Origin of the sequence: Pseudoduganella sp. R-34 (assembly GCF_049904655.1) — a bacterium.
Classification (GTDB): domain Bacteria; phylum Pseudomonadota; class Gammaproteobacteria; order Burkholderiales; family Burkholderiaceae_D; genus Rugamonas.
In genome coordinates, this window is sequence record NZ_CP184572.1 from 3,247,890 (window position 1) to 3,263,588 (window position 15,699).

The following is a 15,699-nucleotide window of genomic DNA, read 5'->3' on the forward strand; positions in this document are numbered from 1 at the left end:
TAAATCAACAAGCAGGAAACCAATATGACCGTTAAAGTAGCCCGCGACCAGTCGCTTCCAATGCGCAGCATCCTGCATGTGCGCAACCACATCGTCTCCGTCGACGGCACGATCGAAGAAGGCGGCAACGATGCCGGCCCGTCGCCGCACGACCTGTACGACGCCGCCGTCAGCGCCTGCAAAGCGCTGACCGTCATCTGGTACGCTCGCCGCAAGGGCATTCCGGTCGAAGATGTGCAAGTGACCACTGAGCGCGATGCCAGCGAAGAGCGCAAGGGCGTGTACCGCCTGGCTGCTACGCTGCACCTGACCGGAGAGCTGAGCGCGGAGCAGCGGGAAGAGCTGCTGGCCATCTCGCAGAAATGCCCGGTGCATAAGCTGATGACGGCCGTGACCACCGAAATCTCCACCAAGCTGGGGCCATTGCCATGAACATTGCGCAACTCCTGAAAGGCCATGAGAAGGACCTGGGCGGCGGCTTTGTGGTGCGCCGCTATTTGCCGGCGGCCATGAAGCAGGCGGTTGGTCCATTCATATTCTTCGACCATTTCGGCCCGGTCGACGTGCCTGCCGATGCCGACCATGACGTGCGGCCGCACCCGCATATCGGCCTGGCCACCGTTACCTACCTGTTCGAAGGGGCGATGGAACACCGAGACAGCCTGGGCACCTTGCAGCGCATCGAGCCGGGTGCCATCAACTGGATGACCGCAGGGCGCGGCATCGTGCATTCGGAGCGCACTCCGCAGGACCTGGTGGGCGTGCCGCACCGCACGCACGGCCTGCAGTTGTGGGCCGCCTTGCCCAAGGCGCATGAGGAGGACGAACCTTCGTTCGCCCATACGCCTGCGGCGGCAATTCCGGAAATGCTGGTCGACGGCGCCAGGGTGCGCGTGCTGATCGGTTCCGCCTTTGGCCACGTTTCGCCGGTGAAGACCTTCAGCCAGACGCTGTACCTGGACGTGAGCCTGAAGGCGGGCCAGCAACTGGAACTGAGCGGCTTGCCGGCGGAAGCTGCCGTCTATCCGGTAAGCGGTTCGGTCGACGTCGATGGTGCTCCGGTGCCGCAAAACACGATGGCGCTGCTCGACACATCGAATTCGCAGCGGGTCAGCGCAAACACGGATGCGCAATTCGTGATCATCGGCGGCGAGCCGCTGGACGGCCAGCGTTTCCTGTTCTGGAATTTTGTTTCGTCGAGCAAGGAGCGCCTCCTCAAGGCGGCCGACGACTGGGAAGCGCAGCGCTTTGCCAAGGTGCCCGGCGAGACGGAATTCATTCCGCTGCCGAAAAGGCCTTCTGCCGCGACTTAAGCGGCAGCTTCGGCTGGCGGGATGTGCGCGGCGGCGCTGCGCACAATCCAGTGCTCCGGATAAGGATCGCTGGCGAAACGGGTATGGGCCGGAATGCGGCTCAGTTTTTCCTGCTTCGGTGTTGGCGCCAGCGCGGTTTCCTTGCCGGTGAGCTGGTCGACATGCCAGAAGCCGCCCTGGTGGTGCATCAGCAGCGGCAGGCTGGAGGCCTTCGGCAGCGCGTTATGGCGCGGCAGCGGATAGCCGGGATGGGTGTCCGCCGCCAGCAGCACGAAGCATTCGGCGCGCGCGCCTTCGTCGATACGGTGCAGTATCACGCCGTGCGGCATCACGGCGCTCACTTCCAGCAGCACGATGCCCTTGATGCTGGCGCTCATTTCAATCTTCATGCCGGTGCGCAGCGGCACCGGCTTGTTCTTGCCCGGCCAGACCCCGTCCAGCAGCAGCCCGTAGCGCGACACGTCTTCGATCTCGAAACCATTGCGGGTGCGGCGGATCACGGCATGGCGGCCGGACAGGCGGCGCGTCAGGCCGGCGCAATCGGGTCCTTCCGCGCTGAAGTGGTGCAGCAGCACATCGGCTTCGGGATCGGCCAGTTCGAAGCGGCCGAACGACACTTCTTCCATCGCGAACAGGCGGATGTGGCGGCAGGCGCCATTTTCCGGGGCGGCATTGATGAAGCTTGCGGCCAGGGTAGGGTGGGGATGCGAAGGACCGCTGCGCGGCTGCTCGATCTCGATCAGGTCTTCATCCCAGGCGATGGTCGAATAGCCAACATCCACCTTGCCCGGCGGCGCCCCGAGGTCGAGGTGGGCGATGCCGGCATTGCGGGCGGTGACGTCGATGTCCATGGTATTGCCGCCTTGCGCGGACACGCGGGCAATCGCGGCATCGTCGGCCATGACGCGCACATTCTTGTGGGTGCTGAGGAAGGTGCGGTGAATTTCGTTCAGGCTGGCGTCGACCCGCGGCACCAGGATGACAAAAGTGCATTCCCATTGGCGCTGCGAGCTCTCGTCCTTGCTGACGATTTCGGCGTGGATCTGGTACTGCCCATGTTCCTTGCCGCGCGAGGAGAATTCCACGAATACAGGGCGCCAGTCGCCATGGACAGAGCGGATGAACTGCTGCAGCAGGACGCCATTCGGAATCAATTCGGAGCGCAGCCGGATCGACAGCTGCGGCGCGCAATCCTGCGGCATGCCGCGCAATTCCATTTTCAGCGACTGGCGGCCGCCGGCGGCGCGCGGGTCGAAGCCGCTGATGTGCAGCTGGGGATAGACGCGTGCCGGCGCGGAATAGCCGGCGACCGGGACGACCGGCGGGCCGCTGCGGGCGTTGCGCATGGTGCTCAGCAGCTCGAAGCTGCCGCCTTCCGCATCGGCTGCCGGCTGCGCGTGGCCGCCGGCGCAAGTGCTTTCCCCTGGCATGACCCAGTAGGTGCAATGCGGATGGTCTGGGTTACAGCACTTGTTCATGGGAGGACGTTCGTAGGGATACCGCAACTTTACGCGTTTACACCGTTGCTTGGCAACACGCCTTTCCTTCGATAAAGGGTGTTTTTACCCCTGTATTCCCGATGAAGCAAAAGCGCAACGGTTTGCCGCCCAACGCTTTGCCAAGCCATTGCCAATGGGTAAGATAAACTTCACCAGAGAAGGAGTTGATGGAATGGCATTATTGAAGAAACTGTTGGCGCTGCGCGATCCCCGCCGTGCGGTGCGCGAAAGCCTGCATCGCCAAGCCATTGAACGTGCCCGACTGGACCCGATGCAAAATGCCAAAGCCGGCAGCCGCGAACTGGCAGGCATGGTCGCCGAACAGTTGCAGGCGCGCGGCGACAATCGTCCTGCATCACTGCTGAGTGCCTTGGGCGCCCTGGCCGGGTTTGCCTGCCAGGTCAGCGCCCGCAACAATGCCTTCGCGCATGGGATGCCGCAGCGTGACAGCCTGTCGGAAGACCTGGGCCTGCTGCTGTTCGGGATGGAATTTTCGGTATGGTCACTGGTGGCCGGCGCCGCCCGCCACAACGGCTGCACGCAATTCGTGGAGCCGGCGGAGATCTGGGCGCATGTCGGCAAGTCGATCGGCACACCGGAATTCGGGGTGCCGCGCCTGCCTCCCGAGCATGCAGCAGGAGAGCTGCCTGCCGAATACCTGCAGCTGTTCTGGCCCATGGTGAAGCCGGTGATTGCGCGTTATTGCAGCAATCCGGCGCACTGGCCGGTGATGTGCGCGCTGGCGCTGCAGCAGGCGATTGAACTGGGACCGGGAAAACTGGAGGCAGGGATGGCGATGCGAGTGGCGCTGGAATCAGCGCTGCCGATGGCAAGAATACACGCTGACTTCAGCTGAGAGCGGCGGACAAAAATAGGGACGCCCCCATTTTCTGCTTTCGCGGAAAATGGGGCGTCCCCATTTTTTATGGTTACCAGCGGCCGTGGTGGTGGCCGTGTCCGTGGCCGCGGTAGTAGCGGTCACCGTAGTAGTACACCGGGCGCGGTTCCACGTAGACAGGCGCTGGCTGGTAGTACACGCGTGGCGCCGGTTCGTAATATACGCGAGGAGGCGGGTTGTAGTAGACCGGAGCTGGCTCGTAATACACAGGGGCCGGCTGCGAGTACACGCGGGTCTCGACGTAGCCGCGGCTGTGACGGCCGGTCGGCAGGGAGTTACCAACTGCGGCGCCTACCAGGCCGCCCACCACTGCACCGCCGCTGCCGTTCTGGCTGCCGATCGCGGCGCCGATCACGGCACCTGCTGCGGTGTTGAAGTCACGGTCGCCCGCGGCAAAGGCGGCGGAGGATGCGGTCAGGGCTGCGCCCATCAAAACCAGCCCGGCAAAACGTTTGTTGAACATGGTAAGTTCCCTTTCAATCTCTGTTGGAGTGTAGATTAGCCAGCCGCAAAAAATTGCGCCAGTGCATATACACATTCTTACAAACTCCACAGAGGGGAGAGATTTGTATCGTTAAGTTGCCCTCCATGCAGGAACTTATTAAATACGCTATTGTGTCAAGTTCCGAGCGAAACTTAACCTTCTCACAGGAAACGCATGAACCTCCGCAAGCCCGCACTTTCCGCCCTGTTTGTCTGCCTGCTGGGCGCAGGCTTCTCCGGCATCGCCAGTGCCGCCAGCCCGAACGACGCCGCGACGCTGGGCAAGATCCGCGATGCCGCGATGCAGAGCGACTACGCCTACCAGCGCCTGGAAGACCTGACCGACCTGGTCGGCCCGCGCCTGTCCGGTTCCGTCGGCGGCGCGGCCGCGGTGGAGCAGGTGGCTGCCGCCATGCGTGCGATGGGCGCCAAAGTCACCCTGCAGCCGGTCAAGGTGCCGCATTGGGTGCGTGGCGAAGAGACGGCTGAGCTGGTCGATTACAAAGGCCGGCCAGCCAATATCACCCAGCGCGTGGTGCTGACCGCCCTCGGCGGCTCCGGCGCCACCCCGGCTGCCGGCCTGACCGCGCCGATCGTCGTGGTGCGCGACTTCGATGAACTGAAAGCGCGCGCGGCGGAAGTGAAGGGGGCGATCGTGCTGTTCGACGTGGCCTTCGACCAGGGCATGGCGGACCGCGGCCTGGCGGGCAACGCCTATGGCCAGGGTTCGCGCTACCGCACCAACGGCCCGCGCATGGCTGCGGAGCTGGGTGCTGTGGCCGCACTGGTGCGTTCCGTTGGCGGCGCCGATTACCGCCTGCCGCACACCGGCGCCACCATCCTGAAAGACGAGCAGCGCATCCCGGCCGCAGCGGTGACGGCGGAAGACGCGATGCTGATCAGCCGCCTGATGAGGCGCGGCCCGGTCAAGATGAAGCTGACCCTGACCCCGCAGATACTGCCGGATGCCGACACCTTCAACGTGATCGCCGACCTGCCGGGCAGCGACAAGGCGGATGAAGTCGTGATCGTTTCCGGCCACCTCGATTCCTGGGACCTGGCCACCGGTGCGCACGACGACGGCACGGGCGTGACCACTTCGATGGGTGTGCTTGAAACCATCAAGCGCCTGGGCCTGCAGCCGCGCCGCACCATCCGCATGGTGGCGTGGGCGAACGAAGAGAACGGCCTGAAGGGCGGGAACACCTATTACGAAGCGAACAAGGGCAAGCTGGAAAAGCAGTTCGCAGCCATCGAGACTGACGGCGGCGTAGGCCGTACCTTCGGCATCATGGGCAGCGTGCGCCGCGAAGCGGAGAAGTACTTCGCACCGGTGAGCAACGCCTTGCTGCCGATTGGCGCCGGTGTGTTCAACCGCCGCGATTCGGCATCGGGCTCCGACGTGCACCAGCTGGAAGCTGGCGGCGTACCGGCCTTCATGCCCTACGTCGACACCAGCGCCTACTTCAACTACCACCACACGCCGGCCGACACCTTCGACAAGGTCGACCCGGTGAACATGAAGAAGCACGTGGCGGTCATGTCGGCACTGGCCTGGTACCTGGCCAACACCGACGACCCGATCGGCCGCGCCCCCGAGCAGCTCAAATAAGCCGAGCCCGTGTCACACCTTGGGGTCTGACCCCATGGTGTGACACGGGCTGAGCTGTAGTTGTGCTTACAGGGCGTTGAGGGGGATCTTCAGGTAGCGCACGCCGTTGTCTTCGGCCTCGGGGAGGTGGCCTGCGCTCAGGTTGACCTGGATGGCCGGCAGGATCAGCACCGGCATCTGCAGCGTGGCGTCGCGCTTGGTGCGCATGGCAACGAATTCTTCTTCGCTGACGCCATCGCGGATGTGAATGTTGGCAGCGCGCTGCTCCGCCACCGTGACTTCCCAGCGCGGCTCGCGGCCGGCTGGGGGGTAGTCGTGGCACATGAACAGGCGGGTTTCCGGTGGCAGCGACAGCAGGCGGTGCACCGACTTGTACAAGTCGCCTGCGCAGCCGCCAGGGAAGTCGCAACGCGCGCTGCCCACGTCGGGCATGAACATCGTATCGCCGACAAATACCGCATCGCCGACCTGGTAGGCCATGTCGGCCGGCGTGTGGCCCGGCACATGCAGGGCGCGCGCTTTCAGGCTCCCGATCATGAATTCTTCGTCGGCCTGGAACAGGTGGCCGAACTGCGATCCATCTTCTTTCTCGCCCTTGCGGTTGAAAATCGCGGAGAAGGAATGCTGTACCTTGCAGATGCCGGCGCCGATGCCGATGCGGCCGCCCAGCTTCTCCTGCAGGTAAGGCGCGGCGGACAGATGGTCGGCGTGGGCATGAGTCTCCAGCAGCCAGTTCACCGTCAGCCGATGCTCGCGCACAAAAGCGATTATCTTGTCGGCGGCGGTGGTCGAGGTGCGCCCGGCCTTCGGGTCGTAATCAAGCACCGAATCGACGATGGCGCATGCACTGCCGTCGGTCTCGTAAATCACGTAGCTGACAGTGGAAGTTACGGGGTCGAAGAACCCCTGGATCTCAGGCTTCATATCAAGATAGTAGGATGATTCAAGCCCAACTATTATAAAGAATCCTGATATGGCGGGCGAGGCTTATTCGTTTTGTGATGCAAGTCATCTGTGTGGCGGGAAAAACTATCTCCGTGATAAGATTTTTTCACAGTGCTTCCAGGAAGAGAGGCCGCGATGCCCAAGACAGGCGATTCACTGAAGTGGGTACTGGTTACCGGCTGCATCTGCAGCCAGTCGCTAACGGCAGTCGCTGCCGCCGGCGGCGCTGCTGCGCCGGAAAACTTTGCCAACCTCTCGCTCGAGGAATTGAGCGACGTGCGCGTGGTGTCCGTGTCAAAGCGCGAAGAGCGGCTGGGCGACGCCCCGGCCTCCGCCTTCGTGATTACCGCCGACGATATCCGCCGCAGCGGTGCGCGCAGCCTGGCCGAAGCGCTGCGCATGGCGCCCAACCTGCACGTCGCGCAGACGCCTGCCGGCAATTACACCATTACCGCGCGCGGTTTCGCCGGCAACAGCGCCAACAAGCAACTGGTGATGATCGATGGCCGCTCGGTGTATACGCCGCTGCTTTCCGGGGTGTCCTGGGACGTGCAGCAGGTGCCGGTGGACGCCATTGAACGCATCGAAGTGGTCAGCGGGCCAGGCGGCACGCTTTGGGGGACCAATGCGGTCAATGGCGTGATCAATGTGATTACCAAGCACGCGTCGTCCACCCTTGGCGCGATGGCCGACCTGCGCTGGGGGCAGGCGCAGTCCGGCGCAGCCTTCCGTTACGGCGCGGCGATGGACGATGGCGCCTGGCGCGCCTATGGCATGGATTACGCCATGCCGCACGGCGAAACGCTGGCCGGCAAGCCGCTGGGCGATGCCTGGCACAACGCGCAGGCGGGCTTTCGGGCCGACTGGCTGCGCGGCAGCGATGCGCTGACAGTGCAGGGCGATGTGTACCGTATCGGCGCAGGACAAATACCGACGCCCCCTGTCACCATGCTGCCTGCCGCATCCATGCGCGGCGCCAATCTGATGGGGCATTGGAGCCGCCAGTTGTACGGCGGCGCCAGCTTGTCCTTGCTGGCCTATTACGATCGCACCGAGCGCGACCAGGTCGGCGTTTACAAAGAGAACCTGGATGTGGCCGACCTGCAGGCACTCTACAACTTCGCCCCGCTTGGGCGGCATACGCTGGCGGCCGGCGCCGAATACCGCTTCGCGCGCGACAAGGTGGCGGTCACCAGCGGTACCGCCTTCCATCCCGAGCGCGCCGCCATGCATTGGGTGAGCTTGTACGGGCAGGACACCGTCGCCCTCAGCGAGCAACTGAACCTGACGGGAGGACTGCGCATCGAGCGCAATCAGTACACCGGGACGGAATTCCTCCCCAACTTGCGCCTGGCGTGGAAAGCAACAGCCTCGACCTCCTGGTGGGCCGCCTTGTCGCGCACGGTGCGGGCGCCGTCACGCGTTGACCGCGAGATTTTCTTCGCCAGCCCGCGCGGAACGCTGAGCGGCGGGCCGAATTTCCAGTCCGAGACGGCCCGCGTGCTGGAAACCGGCCTGCGCCAGCAGTTCGGCAACCGCGCCAGCTATTCGCTCACCGTTTATCGCGCACTGTATGACAAGCTGCGAACGATCAAGCCGGTTGCCCTGCAGGTTTTCGAGATCGGCAATGGCATGGAAGGCGAAACGCGCGGGCTGGAAGCCTGGGGCAGTGTCCAGGTCACGCCCGGCTGGCGGCTCAACGCGGGCCTGACCCTGATGCATGAAGAGTTTTCGCTCAAGCCGGGTGAAGCCGATTTCGGCAACCGTTCGGTCACCGGGAACTGGGATCCCCGCCGCGTGGCGAAGCTGCGCTCTTCTTACACCTTCGGCGAAGGGCGCGACCTCGACCTGACCTTGCGCCATGTCGGCCCGTTGCGCTTTACCGCGGTGGCCGGCTATACCGCGCTGGACGTGAACTTCAACTGGCAGGTCAAGCCAGGGCTTGAGTTGGCGCTGGGCGCCAGCAATGCGCTCGACCGCGATCACGAAGAGTTCGGCGGCAACAACCGGCTGTCGCTGGGACGCGGCGCCTATGTCAGGGTGGTAAGGCGCTTCTAAGGCGGGCATGTTAATATCGCTGCCCATGAAATCCATGATCCGTGTCATTGTACTTTGGCTAATGCTGGTGGCTTTGCCTTTCCAGGGTTTTGCCTCGGCCAGCATGCTGCTGTGCGGTACAGCCAAGCCGGCGGCACAGGCGATGCCGGACGGACCACACGATCATGCCGCCATGCAGGCGGCCGCCCAGCACGACGGCGATAAAACCGCCCATTGTGCCGGAGGCCAGCATGGCAGCCCCATGGGCGCTTGCTGCGTCGGCGCCGCGCCGGCCTACGCGATGCCGCAAGCTGCATCGCAGCCGCAGCTTGCCGAGCGCCTGCGCCTGCCCGAACCCGTGCCGCCGTTGCCGGTCGACCTTGCCCTTCCCAAACGCCCGCCGCGGGCGATCCTTGCCTGATCCATGCCAGCCGTGGCGGCTGGCTCATTCCTGCGTCCCCGCGCAGGACGACCAAGCATTGGAAAGACAAACATGAACCAAGCATTCAAGCTGGCGGCAATGGCCGCCGCGGCTGCGCTGCTCTCCGGTTGCGCCACGTTCTCGAACGATGGCGGTTTCGGCGCAGTGGCACAAGCCACGAAGAGCCGTAGCGGCGCCGAGACGCGCCTGTTGCGCAACGACGATGACCGGCGCGCGCTGGACGAACAGCTCAGGAAATTGCTGGCCGAGCCGCTGAGCGCCGACGCGGCTGTCCAGATCGCACTATTGAATAACCGCGGCCTGCAGGCCCGCTACTGGGATCTCGGCATCGCCGAAGCGGAACTGGTGCAGGCGGGCCGCATGGCCAATCCTGGCTTCAGTTTCAAGCGCACGCATGGCGGCGGCGAAGTCGCCATCGAGCGCACCTTGAGCATGAACTTCATCCAGCTGCTGACGCTGCCGCTGGCCAGCCGTATCGAAGCCCAGCGTTTCGAGCAGGTCAAGCTGGAACTGGCGGGCGAGGCGGTCTCGATGGCCCACCAGGCCCGCCTGGCCTGGATCGAGGCGGTGGCGGCGCAACAGGGCGTTGCGTATGCCCAGCAGATCAGCGATGCGGCGGAAGCCAGCGGCGAACTGGCGCGGCGCATGCAGGCGGCCGGCAACTGGAGCAAGTACGACGCCGCCCGCGAAGAAGCTTTCCATGCCGACGCCATGGCCGATGTGGCGCGCGCCCGCAAGGCCGCTAGCGCCAGCCGCGAAAAGCTGACCCGCATCCTGGGCCTGTCCGGCGCGGAAGCTACCAGCTACCGCCTGCCGGAGCGGCTGCCGGAACTGCCGGCAAGCCCGCGCAAGGTGGACGATGCGGAGGCCGCGGCCTTGCGCGACCGGCTTGACGTCCAGGCTGCCCGGCTGTCGTCGCAGCACACTGCCAGTTCCCTCGGACTGACCAAAACCACGCGCTTCATCAACGTGCTGGAGCTGAGCGGCATCAGTGAGCGGGACGGCGAGCGCCGTTCGCGCGGCTACGAGATTTCGCTGGAGGTGCCGCTGTTCGACTGGGGCGGCGCCCGCGTGGCGCATGCCGAAGCGACTTATATGCAATCGGTGAACCTGCTCGCCGCGGCCGCCGTCAATGCCCGCAGCGAAGCGCGCGAAAGCGACCAGGATTACCAGGCTTCCTACGAGCTGGCGAAACATTACCGCGATGTGGTGATACCGCTGCGCCAGAAGATCTCCGAAGAGACCCTGCTGCGCTACAACGGCATGTTGCTGTCGGTGTTCGAACTGCTGGCCGATGCCCGCGAACAGACTACCGCCGTCAATAATTACATCACCGCGCTCAAGGAATACTGGATCGCGGACGCCAATCTGGATGCCGCGATTGGCGGTAAAGGAGTACAGCAATGAGCAATCGTAGAACTTTTCTCGCAAATGGCGCTGCCGCCCTGATCGGAGCAGGCCTGGTGAGCCGCGCCGGCGCCGCCGGCCTGCCGGAAGCGCCTGTGCAATCGAGCGCGTCGACCGCGCCGCCGCTGATGCCGCCCAATGGCCGTCCTTACAACCCGGTCGTCACCCTGAACGGCTGGAGCCTGCCGTGGCGCATGAAAGATGGCGTCAAGGAGTTCCACCTGGTCGCCGAACCGGTCGTGCGCGAAATCGCTCCCGGCATGTATGCCAAGATGTGGGGCTACAACGGCCAGAGTCCGGGCCCGACCATCGAAGTGGTGGAGGGCGACCGCGTGCGCATTTTCGTCACCAACAAACTGCCTGAGCACACCAGCGTGCACTGGCATGGCCAGTTGCTGCCAAGCGGGATGGATGGCGTGTCCGGCGTGAGCCAGCCCGCGATCCAGCCTGGCAAGACCTTTGTCTATGAATTTGTCGCCAAACACGCCGGTACTTTCATGTACCATCCCCATGCTGACGAGATGGTGCAGATGGCGATGGGCATGATGGGCTTCTGGGTGACCCACCCGAAAGACCCGCGCCAGCATGCGGTGGACCGCGATTTCGTGTTCCTGCTCAGCGCTTACGATATCGAACCGGGGAGCATGGTCCCCAAGGTCAACACGATGACGGACTTTAATATCTGGACATTCAATAGCCGCGTCTTCCCCGCGATCGACCCGCTGGTCGTGCGCCAGGGCGACCGGGTGCGCATCCGCGCCGGCAACCTGACCATGACCAACCACCCGATCCACATCCACGGCCACCGCTTCGAGGTCACCGGTACCGACGGCGGCTGGGTGCCGCCAACCGCACGCTGGCCGGAAGTGACCACCGATGTCGCGGTGGGCCAGATGCGCGCCATCGAGTTCGTCGCCGACAATCCGGGCGACTGGGCCTTCCACTGCCACAAATCGCACCACACCATGAACGCCATGGGCCACAACGTGCCGACCCTGATCGGCGTCGACCACAAAGGCGTGGCCGAGAAGATCAACAAGCTCGTGCCGGGCTATATGGTGATGGGCGACAAGGGCGGTTCGATGGGCGGCATGGAGATGGAAATCCCCGAAAACACGCTGCCGATGATGACCGGCACCGGCCCGTATGGCGATATCGAAATGGGCGGCATGTTCACGCTGATGAAGGTGCGTGCGGACCAGAAGAAGGGCGATTACAGCGATCCGGGCTGGTACAAGGCGCCGCAAGGCACTACGGCTTACGAGTGGACTGGCGAACTGCCGCCGGCCCCCGCCGCGCCGAACGCAGCGCCGCCTGCCGGCGTCAAGCCGATGGAAGTGACCCGCGACAAGAAGGGACACGACCATCATTAAGCGACTGCGCTACCTGGGAAAATGGAGCCTGCTTTCCGGCATCGTCGCGCTGCTGGCGGGCAGTGCTTCCGCATTTTTCCTGCTGGCGCTGGACGTGGCCACGGCCTGGCGCGATGCCTATCGCTGGGTAGTGTGGCTGCTGCCGCTGGCCGGCTTTGCCGTCGGCTGGATCTACCTGCACGTCGGCAGCCGCGTCGAGGCGGGCAATAACCTGCTGATCGACGAAATCCACGATCCGAAGAATGTGGTGCCGCTGCGGCTCGCGCCGCTGATCCTGTGCAGCACTGTGGTGTCGCACCTGTTCGGCGCCTCCGTCGGGCGCGAAGGCACGGCTGTGCAGATGGGCGGCGCGCTGGCCGACCAGCTCACCCACGTATTCCGCCTGCCGCGCGAAGATCGCAGCACCGTGCTGATGGCTGGGATCAGCGCCGGTTTCGCCTCGGTGTTCGGCACGCCGCTGGCCGGCGCCATCTTCGGCCTGGAGGTGCTGGTGATCGGGCGCATGCGTTTTACTGCGATCTATCCCTGCATGCTGGCGGCGGTCCTGGCCGACCAGGTCACGCGCTGGTGGGGCGTCGGGCATACGCATTATCCTGCTGGCACGCTGGGAGCACCGGACGGCCCGCTGCTGCTGGCGCTGGCCGCGATCGTTGCCGCGGGCGTCGTGTTTGGGCTGGTGGGACGGGCCTTTGCCGCTGTCACGCATGGCTTGTCGGCATGGTTCAAGGAGCGCTTTGCGTACGCGCCGCTGCGGCCCCTGGCTGGTGGCGCGGTGATCGCGCTGGCCGTGGCCGCCGGCGGCGCGTCCGGCATCGACTTCTACCGCTATCTCGGCCTCGGCATCGGGCCGATGGTGGAGGCCTTCCGCGTACCGCTCGACTGGTGGGACTGGCTGGGCAAGTTCGTGTTCACCGTCGGCTCGCTTGGTTCCGGTTTCAAAGGCGGCGAAGTGACGCCACTGTTCTATATCGGCGCCACGCTTGGCAATGCCCTGGCGCCGATCCTGCACCTGCCGTTCCCGCTGCTGGCGGCAATCGGCTTTGTCGCCGTGTTTGCCGGCGCGGCCAACACACCGCTGGCCTGCACGGTGATGGCGATGGAATTGTTCGGCCCTGAAATCGGGCCATACGCCGCGCTGGCTTGCGCGGTCGCCTTCATGTTTTCCGGCCACTCCGGCATCTATCGCGCCCAGCGCCGGCCGTCAGCCGAGTAGGCGCTGCGCCAGGTTTTGCGCGTCGAACGGCGCGTGCACTTTCACATCGTTGTCGAAGTAGCAGTAGATGTCGCGCGGGGCGCGCTTGGGCGGGGCGCTGTCGGTGATCAGTTTTGCATCTGCCGGCTGCCCTCCCTTTGACCAGGCACGAATGCGGTCGGCCCAGCGGTCCAGGGACTCCGGCGTGTAGCCGCTGGCGTAAAGTTCCTTCTCGCCATGCAGCCGAAGGTACATGAAGCCGCCTGTCACATCTTCGTAGTCGGGCCATTTGCCCGCGGTATCGGCCACGACCAGTGCCACCTTGTACTTGCGCAGCAGCCGCACGAAGGCAGGATCGGCGAAGGATTCGTTGCGGATTTCTACAGCGTGCAAAAGCTTGCGCCTGGCGTCCGTTTCGGTGGCGGCACGGCCATTCATGCGAGGCTCGTGGCGGCGGGCGAGGGCAGATGCCTGTTCGGTGTCCCTCGGCAGCAGGCTGAAAAAGTGCTCGAACAGCTCTTCATCGAACTTGAAATTGGGCGGAAACTGCCACAGGAAAGGGCCAAGCTTCTCCCGCAGCAGCAGGACGCCGCTGGCAAAGACGTTGGCCAAGGCTTTATCAGGTTCGCGCAGGCGGCGGATGTGGGTGATGTAGCGGTTGCCCTTGTGTGCAAACACGAAGCCTTCGGGAGTGGCGTCGTACCAGGCCTGGTAGCTTTCGGGCCGCTGCAGCGAGTAGAAGGAGCCGTTGATCTCGATGGTGCGAACGGCGCGCGAGGCGAACTCCAGCTCGCGCGCCTGGGTCAGGTCGGGCGGGTAGAACACGCCGCGCCACGGGGTATAACGCCAGCCGGAAATGCCGATACGGATCACCGCGCCAGGTGCTTCAATGTGCCAAGCATGGCCAGGCCGGCCAGCAGCATTGCGTATTGTCCGGGCTCGGGGATGGGCAAGGGGGCGCCGCCGACCGTGATGGCATCCAGTGTGAGCCCGGAGTCGAAGTCGCGGTCATCCCAGTTGGTCACGCCGAATTCAAGCCGGTACTTGCCTGCGTTGGCGATGGCATACTGGCCGCGCACCCAGCCAGTGGCGCCGCAACCGGTGTCATAACATTCGTCGGAATCGGGACCCAGCGGCGACCACATGGTCTGGCCCGGCGCCACGGCGACCGGGAAAGGCGTCAGCGTGGCCTCGGACGGCGGCATGTCGAAGCCGGGGATGGCATTGCCGTCTTCGCTGGTGCGGGCAGTGAACAGTAGCGCCACTTGCTTGTCATCGGCATCGAGCAGGCGCGCCCACGCATAGTCGGCGTAGCCCGCACCATCGGTCGTCACGTAATTGAAGCGAAAGTCGAGCGCGGCGTTTGCGCCGGCCATGAACGAGACCGAGCGCAGGATCGAACCGTTGTTTGCGCCCTCAACGCCACCAGCGCCGGGTAGCGAGACTTCACTTGTGGAGTTATAGGTGGAAATCCAGCCGTAGGCGCTGCCTCCACCAGGCGCAAGGCCCACTACGCCGTCCGCGCCCAGGGTGCCGCACATCCCGGTGCAGCGCCAGGGAGCAGGCAAGCCGTTGTCAAACGTGCCTGCGAAAGCAGGTACAGCCAGTGCTGACGATGCCACGCAGGCGGCAAGCATCAGAAAGTTTCTTAGCTTCATTTTGCAACCCCGTCGAAGAGAACGCCATCATTCTCCACGCACAGGACGCATCCGCCGAAAGCTTGCCGCTATCGTGCGGGCGAGGGCCATAGCTAGTTTCGCGAAGGAACGGTAATAATGATGGGCTGCGGAGGCGGTTGGAACGCCGCTTGCCGAAGTGGGGAGGCATAGTTGAGCACGAAGGTCATGATGGTATTTCCCGCGATCAGGCTGCCGGCCAGCGTGTCGTTCTGAACGGGTTTCATACTTCCCCCATGTTCAATATAGGACATGGACTTGGAGTGCGCGGAGCAGGAAAAGTTCTATCTGAATGGTGCGGCAGGGCCCGGCCAGACGGTATCGGCCAACGGGCGGCCCTGGCAGCGCGATGGATCGACGAGGGCGCCGGTCTGTACGCCGCGGCAGGCCCAGATCTGGCTGCCATTCTCGCCGGTGTAGCGATCCCATGCCCACTCGCGGTCGGTGTTCGGGGCGTAGGTTGGCTCGGAAGAGTACCAGTCGTCGTTGTACAGGCCGATCGTGCCGCCAACCCCAATGCTGACATCGTTATGCTTGCTGGCCGCGACGGCGAGCGCGACCACGCCGGCCGTTACGCCGACCGTCACCCAGGTTTCGCGTTCCTTGATGACTTCCGGACAGGCCGCTTCGGCAACGCCGCGCCGCCCCAGTTCCATGCGCAGGGCATTGGCAAAGTTCATGTCGGGCGAGCCGGTCGCGAGCGTCTTGCACATCTCGAACGGGCTCGCTGCCGATGGATTGGCGTAAAAGCTCTGCGCGCCAATGCCGGCGCAGCCAGTGAGGAGCGCAGCCAGTGCCGCGACGGGAAGCAGGGTTTTCATG

General features: G+C 64.4%; 15 protein-coding genes. 9 read left to right on the forward strand and 6 right to left on the reverse strand.

What is annotated here, in order from left to right; all coding sequences use genetic code 11:
- The first annotated feature begins 24 nt into the window (after positions 1-24).
- Both ACN9MW_RS15060 and ACN9MW_RS15065 read left to right on the forward strand, forming a co-directional pair.
- Positions 25-432 carry an OsmC family protein gene (locus ACN9MW_RS15060; protein ID WP_426171892.1) on the forward strand — a complete coding sequence of 136 codons (408 nt, stop codon included), beginning with the start codon at positions 25-27 and terminating at the stop codon, positions 430-432.
- Positions 429-1,313 carry a pirin family protein gene (locus ACN9MW_RS15065; protein ID WP_426171894.1) on the forward strand — a complete coding sequence of 295 codons (885 nt, stop codon included), beginning with the start codon at positions 429-431 and terminating at the stop codon, positions 1,311-1,313. Before ACN9MW_RS15060 ends, ACN9MW_RS15065 begins: the two co-directional genes overlap by 4 nt.
- Here ACN9MW_RS15065 and ACN9MW_RS15070 read toward each other — a convergent pair.
- Positions 1,310-2,791: an FHA domain-containing protein gene (locus tag ACN9MW_RS15070; protein ID WP_426171896.1), complete on the reverse strand. Its 1,482-nt coding sequence runs from the start codon at positions 2,789-2,791 to the stop codon at positions 1,310-1,312. The two genes, ACN9MW_RS15065 and ACN9MW_RS15070, sit on opposite strands and share 4 nt — an antisense overlap.
- A 193-nt stretch (positions 2,792-2,984) precedes the next feature.
- Between ACN9MW_RS15070 and ACN9MW_RS15075 the strand changes: the two genes are divergently transcribed.
- Positions 2,985-3,668: a hypothetical protein gene (locus tag ACN9MW_RS15075; RefSeq protein WP_426171897.1), complete on the forward strand. Its 684-nt coding sequence runs from the start codon at positions 2,985-2,987 to the stop codon at positions 3,666-3,668.
- Positions 3,669-3,741: 73 nt separating this feature from the next.
- Here the strand turns inward: ACN9MW_RS15075 and ACN9MW_RS15080 are convergent, their stop codons facing one another.
- Positions 3,742-4,173 (reverse strand): hypothetical protein, encoded by a 432-nt coding sequence (locus ACN9MW_RS15080; RefSeq protein ID WP_426171899.1) that lies wholly within the window; start codon positions 4,171-4,173, stop codon positions 3,742-3,744.
- Positions 4,174-4,368: 195 nt separating this feature from the next.
- Between ACN9MW_RS15080 and ACN9MW_RS15085 the strand changes: the two genes are divergently transcribed.
- On the forward strand, positions 4,369-5,805 hold the full coding sequence (locus ACN9MW_RS15085; RefSeq protein ID WP_426171901.1) for a M20/M25/M40 family metallo-hydrolase: 1,437 nt from the start codon (positions 4,369-4,371) through the stop codon (positions 5,803-5,805).
- Between the two features lie 66 nt (positions 5,806-5,871).
- Here the strand turns inward: ACN9MW_RS15085 and ACN9MW_RS15090 are convergent, their stop codons facing one another.
- Positions 5,872-6,729 carry an MBL fold metallo-hydrolase gene (locus ACN9MW_RS15090; protein ID WP_426171902.1) on the reverse strand — a complete coding sequence of 286 codons (858 nt, stop codon included), beginning with the start codon at positions 6,727-6,729 and terminating at the stop codon, positions 5,872-5,874.
- 156 nt (positions 6,730-6,885) lie between these two features.
- On the opposite strand from ACN9MW_RS15090, the gene ACN9MW_RS15095 reads away from it, so the two are divergent.
- The 5 genes from ACN9MW_RS15095 (at position 6,886) to ACN9MW_RS15115 (ending at position 13,222) form a co-directional block, all read left to right on the forward strand.
- Complete coding sequence (locus ACN9MW_RS15095) at positions 6,886-8,808, forward strand: TonB-dependent receptor plug domain-containing protein (RefSeq protein WP_426171904.1); 1,923 nt, start codon at positions 6,886-6,888, stop codon at positions 8,806-8,808.
- 34 nt (positions 8,809-8,842) lie between these two features.
- Positions 8,843-9,208, forward strand: coding sequence for a hypothetical protein (locus tag ACN9MW_RS15100; protein WP_426171906.1), 366 nt, complete (start codon positions 8,843-8,845; stop codon positions 9,206-9,208).
- 72 nt (positions 9,209-9,280) lie between these two features.
- Positions 9,281-10,636: a TolC family protein gene (locus ACN9MW_RS15105; RefSeq protein ID WP_426171908.1), complete on the forward strand. Its 1,356-nt coding sequence runs from the start codon at positions 9,281-9,283 to the stop codon at positions 10,634-10,636.
- The gene (locus tag ACN9MW_RS15110; RefSeq protein WP_426171910.1) at positions 10,633-12,009 is read left to right on the forward strand and encodes a multicopper oxidase family protein; all 1,377 of its coding nucleotides are present in this window, start codon (positions 10,633-10,635) and stop codon (positions 12,007-12,009) included. Before ACN9MW_RS15105 ends, ACN9MW_RS15110 begins: the two co-directional genes overlap by 4 nt.
- Entirely contained in the window at positions 12,005-13,222 is a 1,218-nt protein-coding gene (locus ACN9MW_RS15115) for a voltage-gated chloride channel family protein (protein ID WP_426172204.1), read from the forward strand. The genes ACN9MW_RS15110 and ACN9MW_RS15115 overlap by 5 nt, the downstream gene beginning before the upstream one ends.
- Here ACN9MW_RS15115 and ACN9MW_RS15120 read toward each other — a convergent pair.
- From ACN9MW_RS15120 to ACN9MW_RS15130, 3 genes are all read right to left on the reverse strand, one after another.
- On the reverse strand, positions 13,211-14,074 hold the full coding sequence (locus ACN9MW_RS15120; protein ID WP_426171911.1) for a DUF72 domain-containing protein: 864 nt from the start codon (positions 14,072-14,074) through the stop codon (positions 13,211-13,213). The two genes, ACN9MW_RS15115 and ACN9MW_RS15120, sit on opposite strands and share 12 nt — an antisense overlap.
- Positions 14,071-14,838, reverse strand: a complete 768-nt coding sequence (locus tag ACN9MW_RS15125; protein WP_426171912.1) for an NF038132 family protein — start codon at positions 14,836-14,838, stop codon at positions 14,071-14,073. The genes ACN9MW_RS15120 and ACN9MW_RS15125 overlap by 4 nt, the downstream gene beginning before the upstream one ends.
- Before the next feature lie 323 nt (positions 14,839-15,161).
- Entirely contained in the window at positions 15,162-15,698 is a 537-nt protein-coding gene (locus ACN9MW_RS15130) for a hypothetical protein (RefSeq protein WP_426171914.1), read from the reverse strand.
- Position 15,699: the final 1 nt, after the last annotated feature.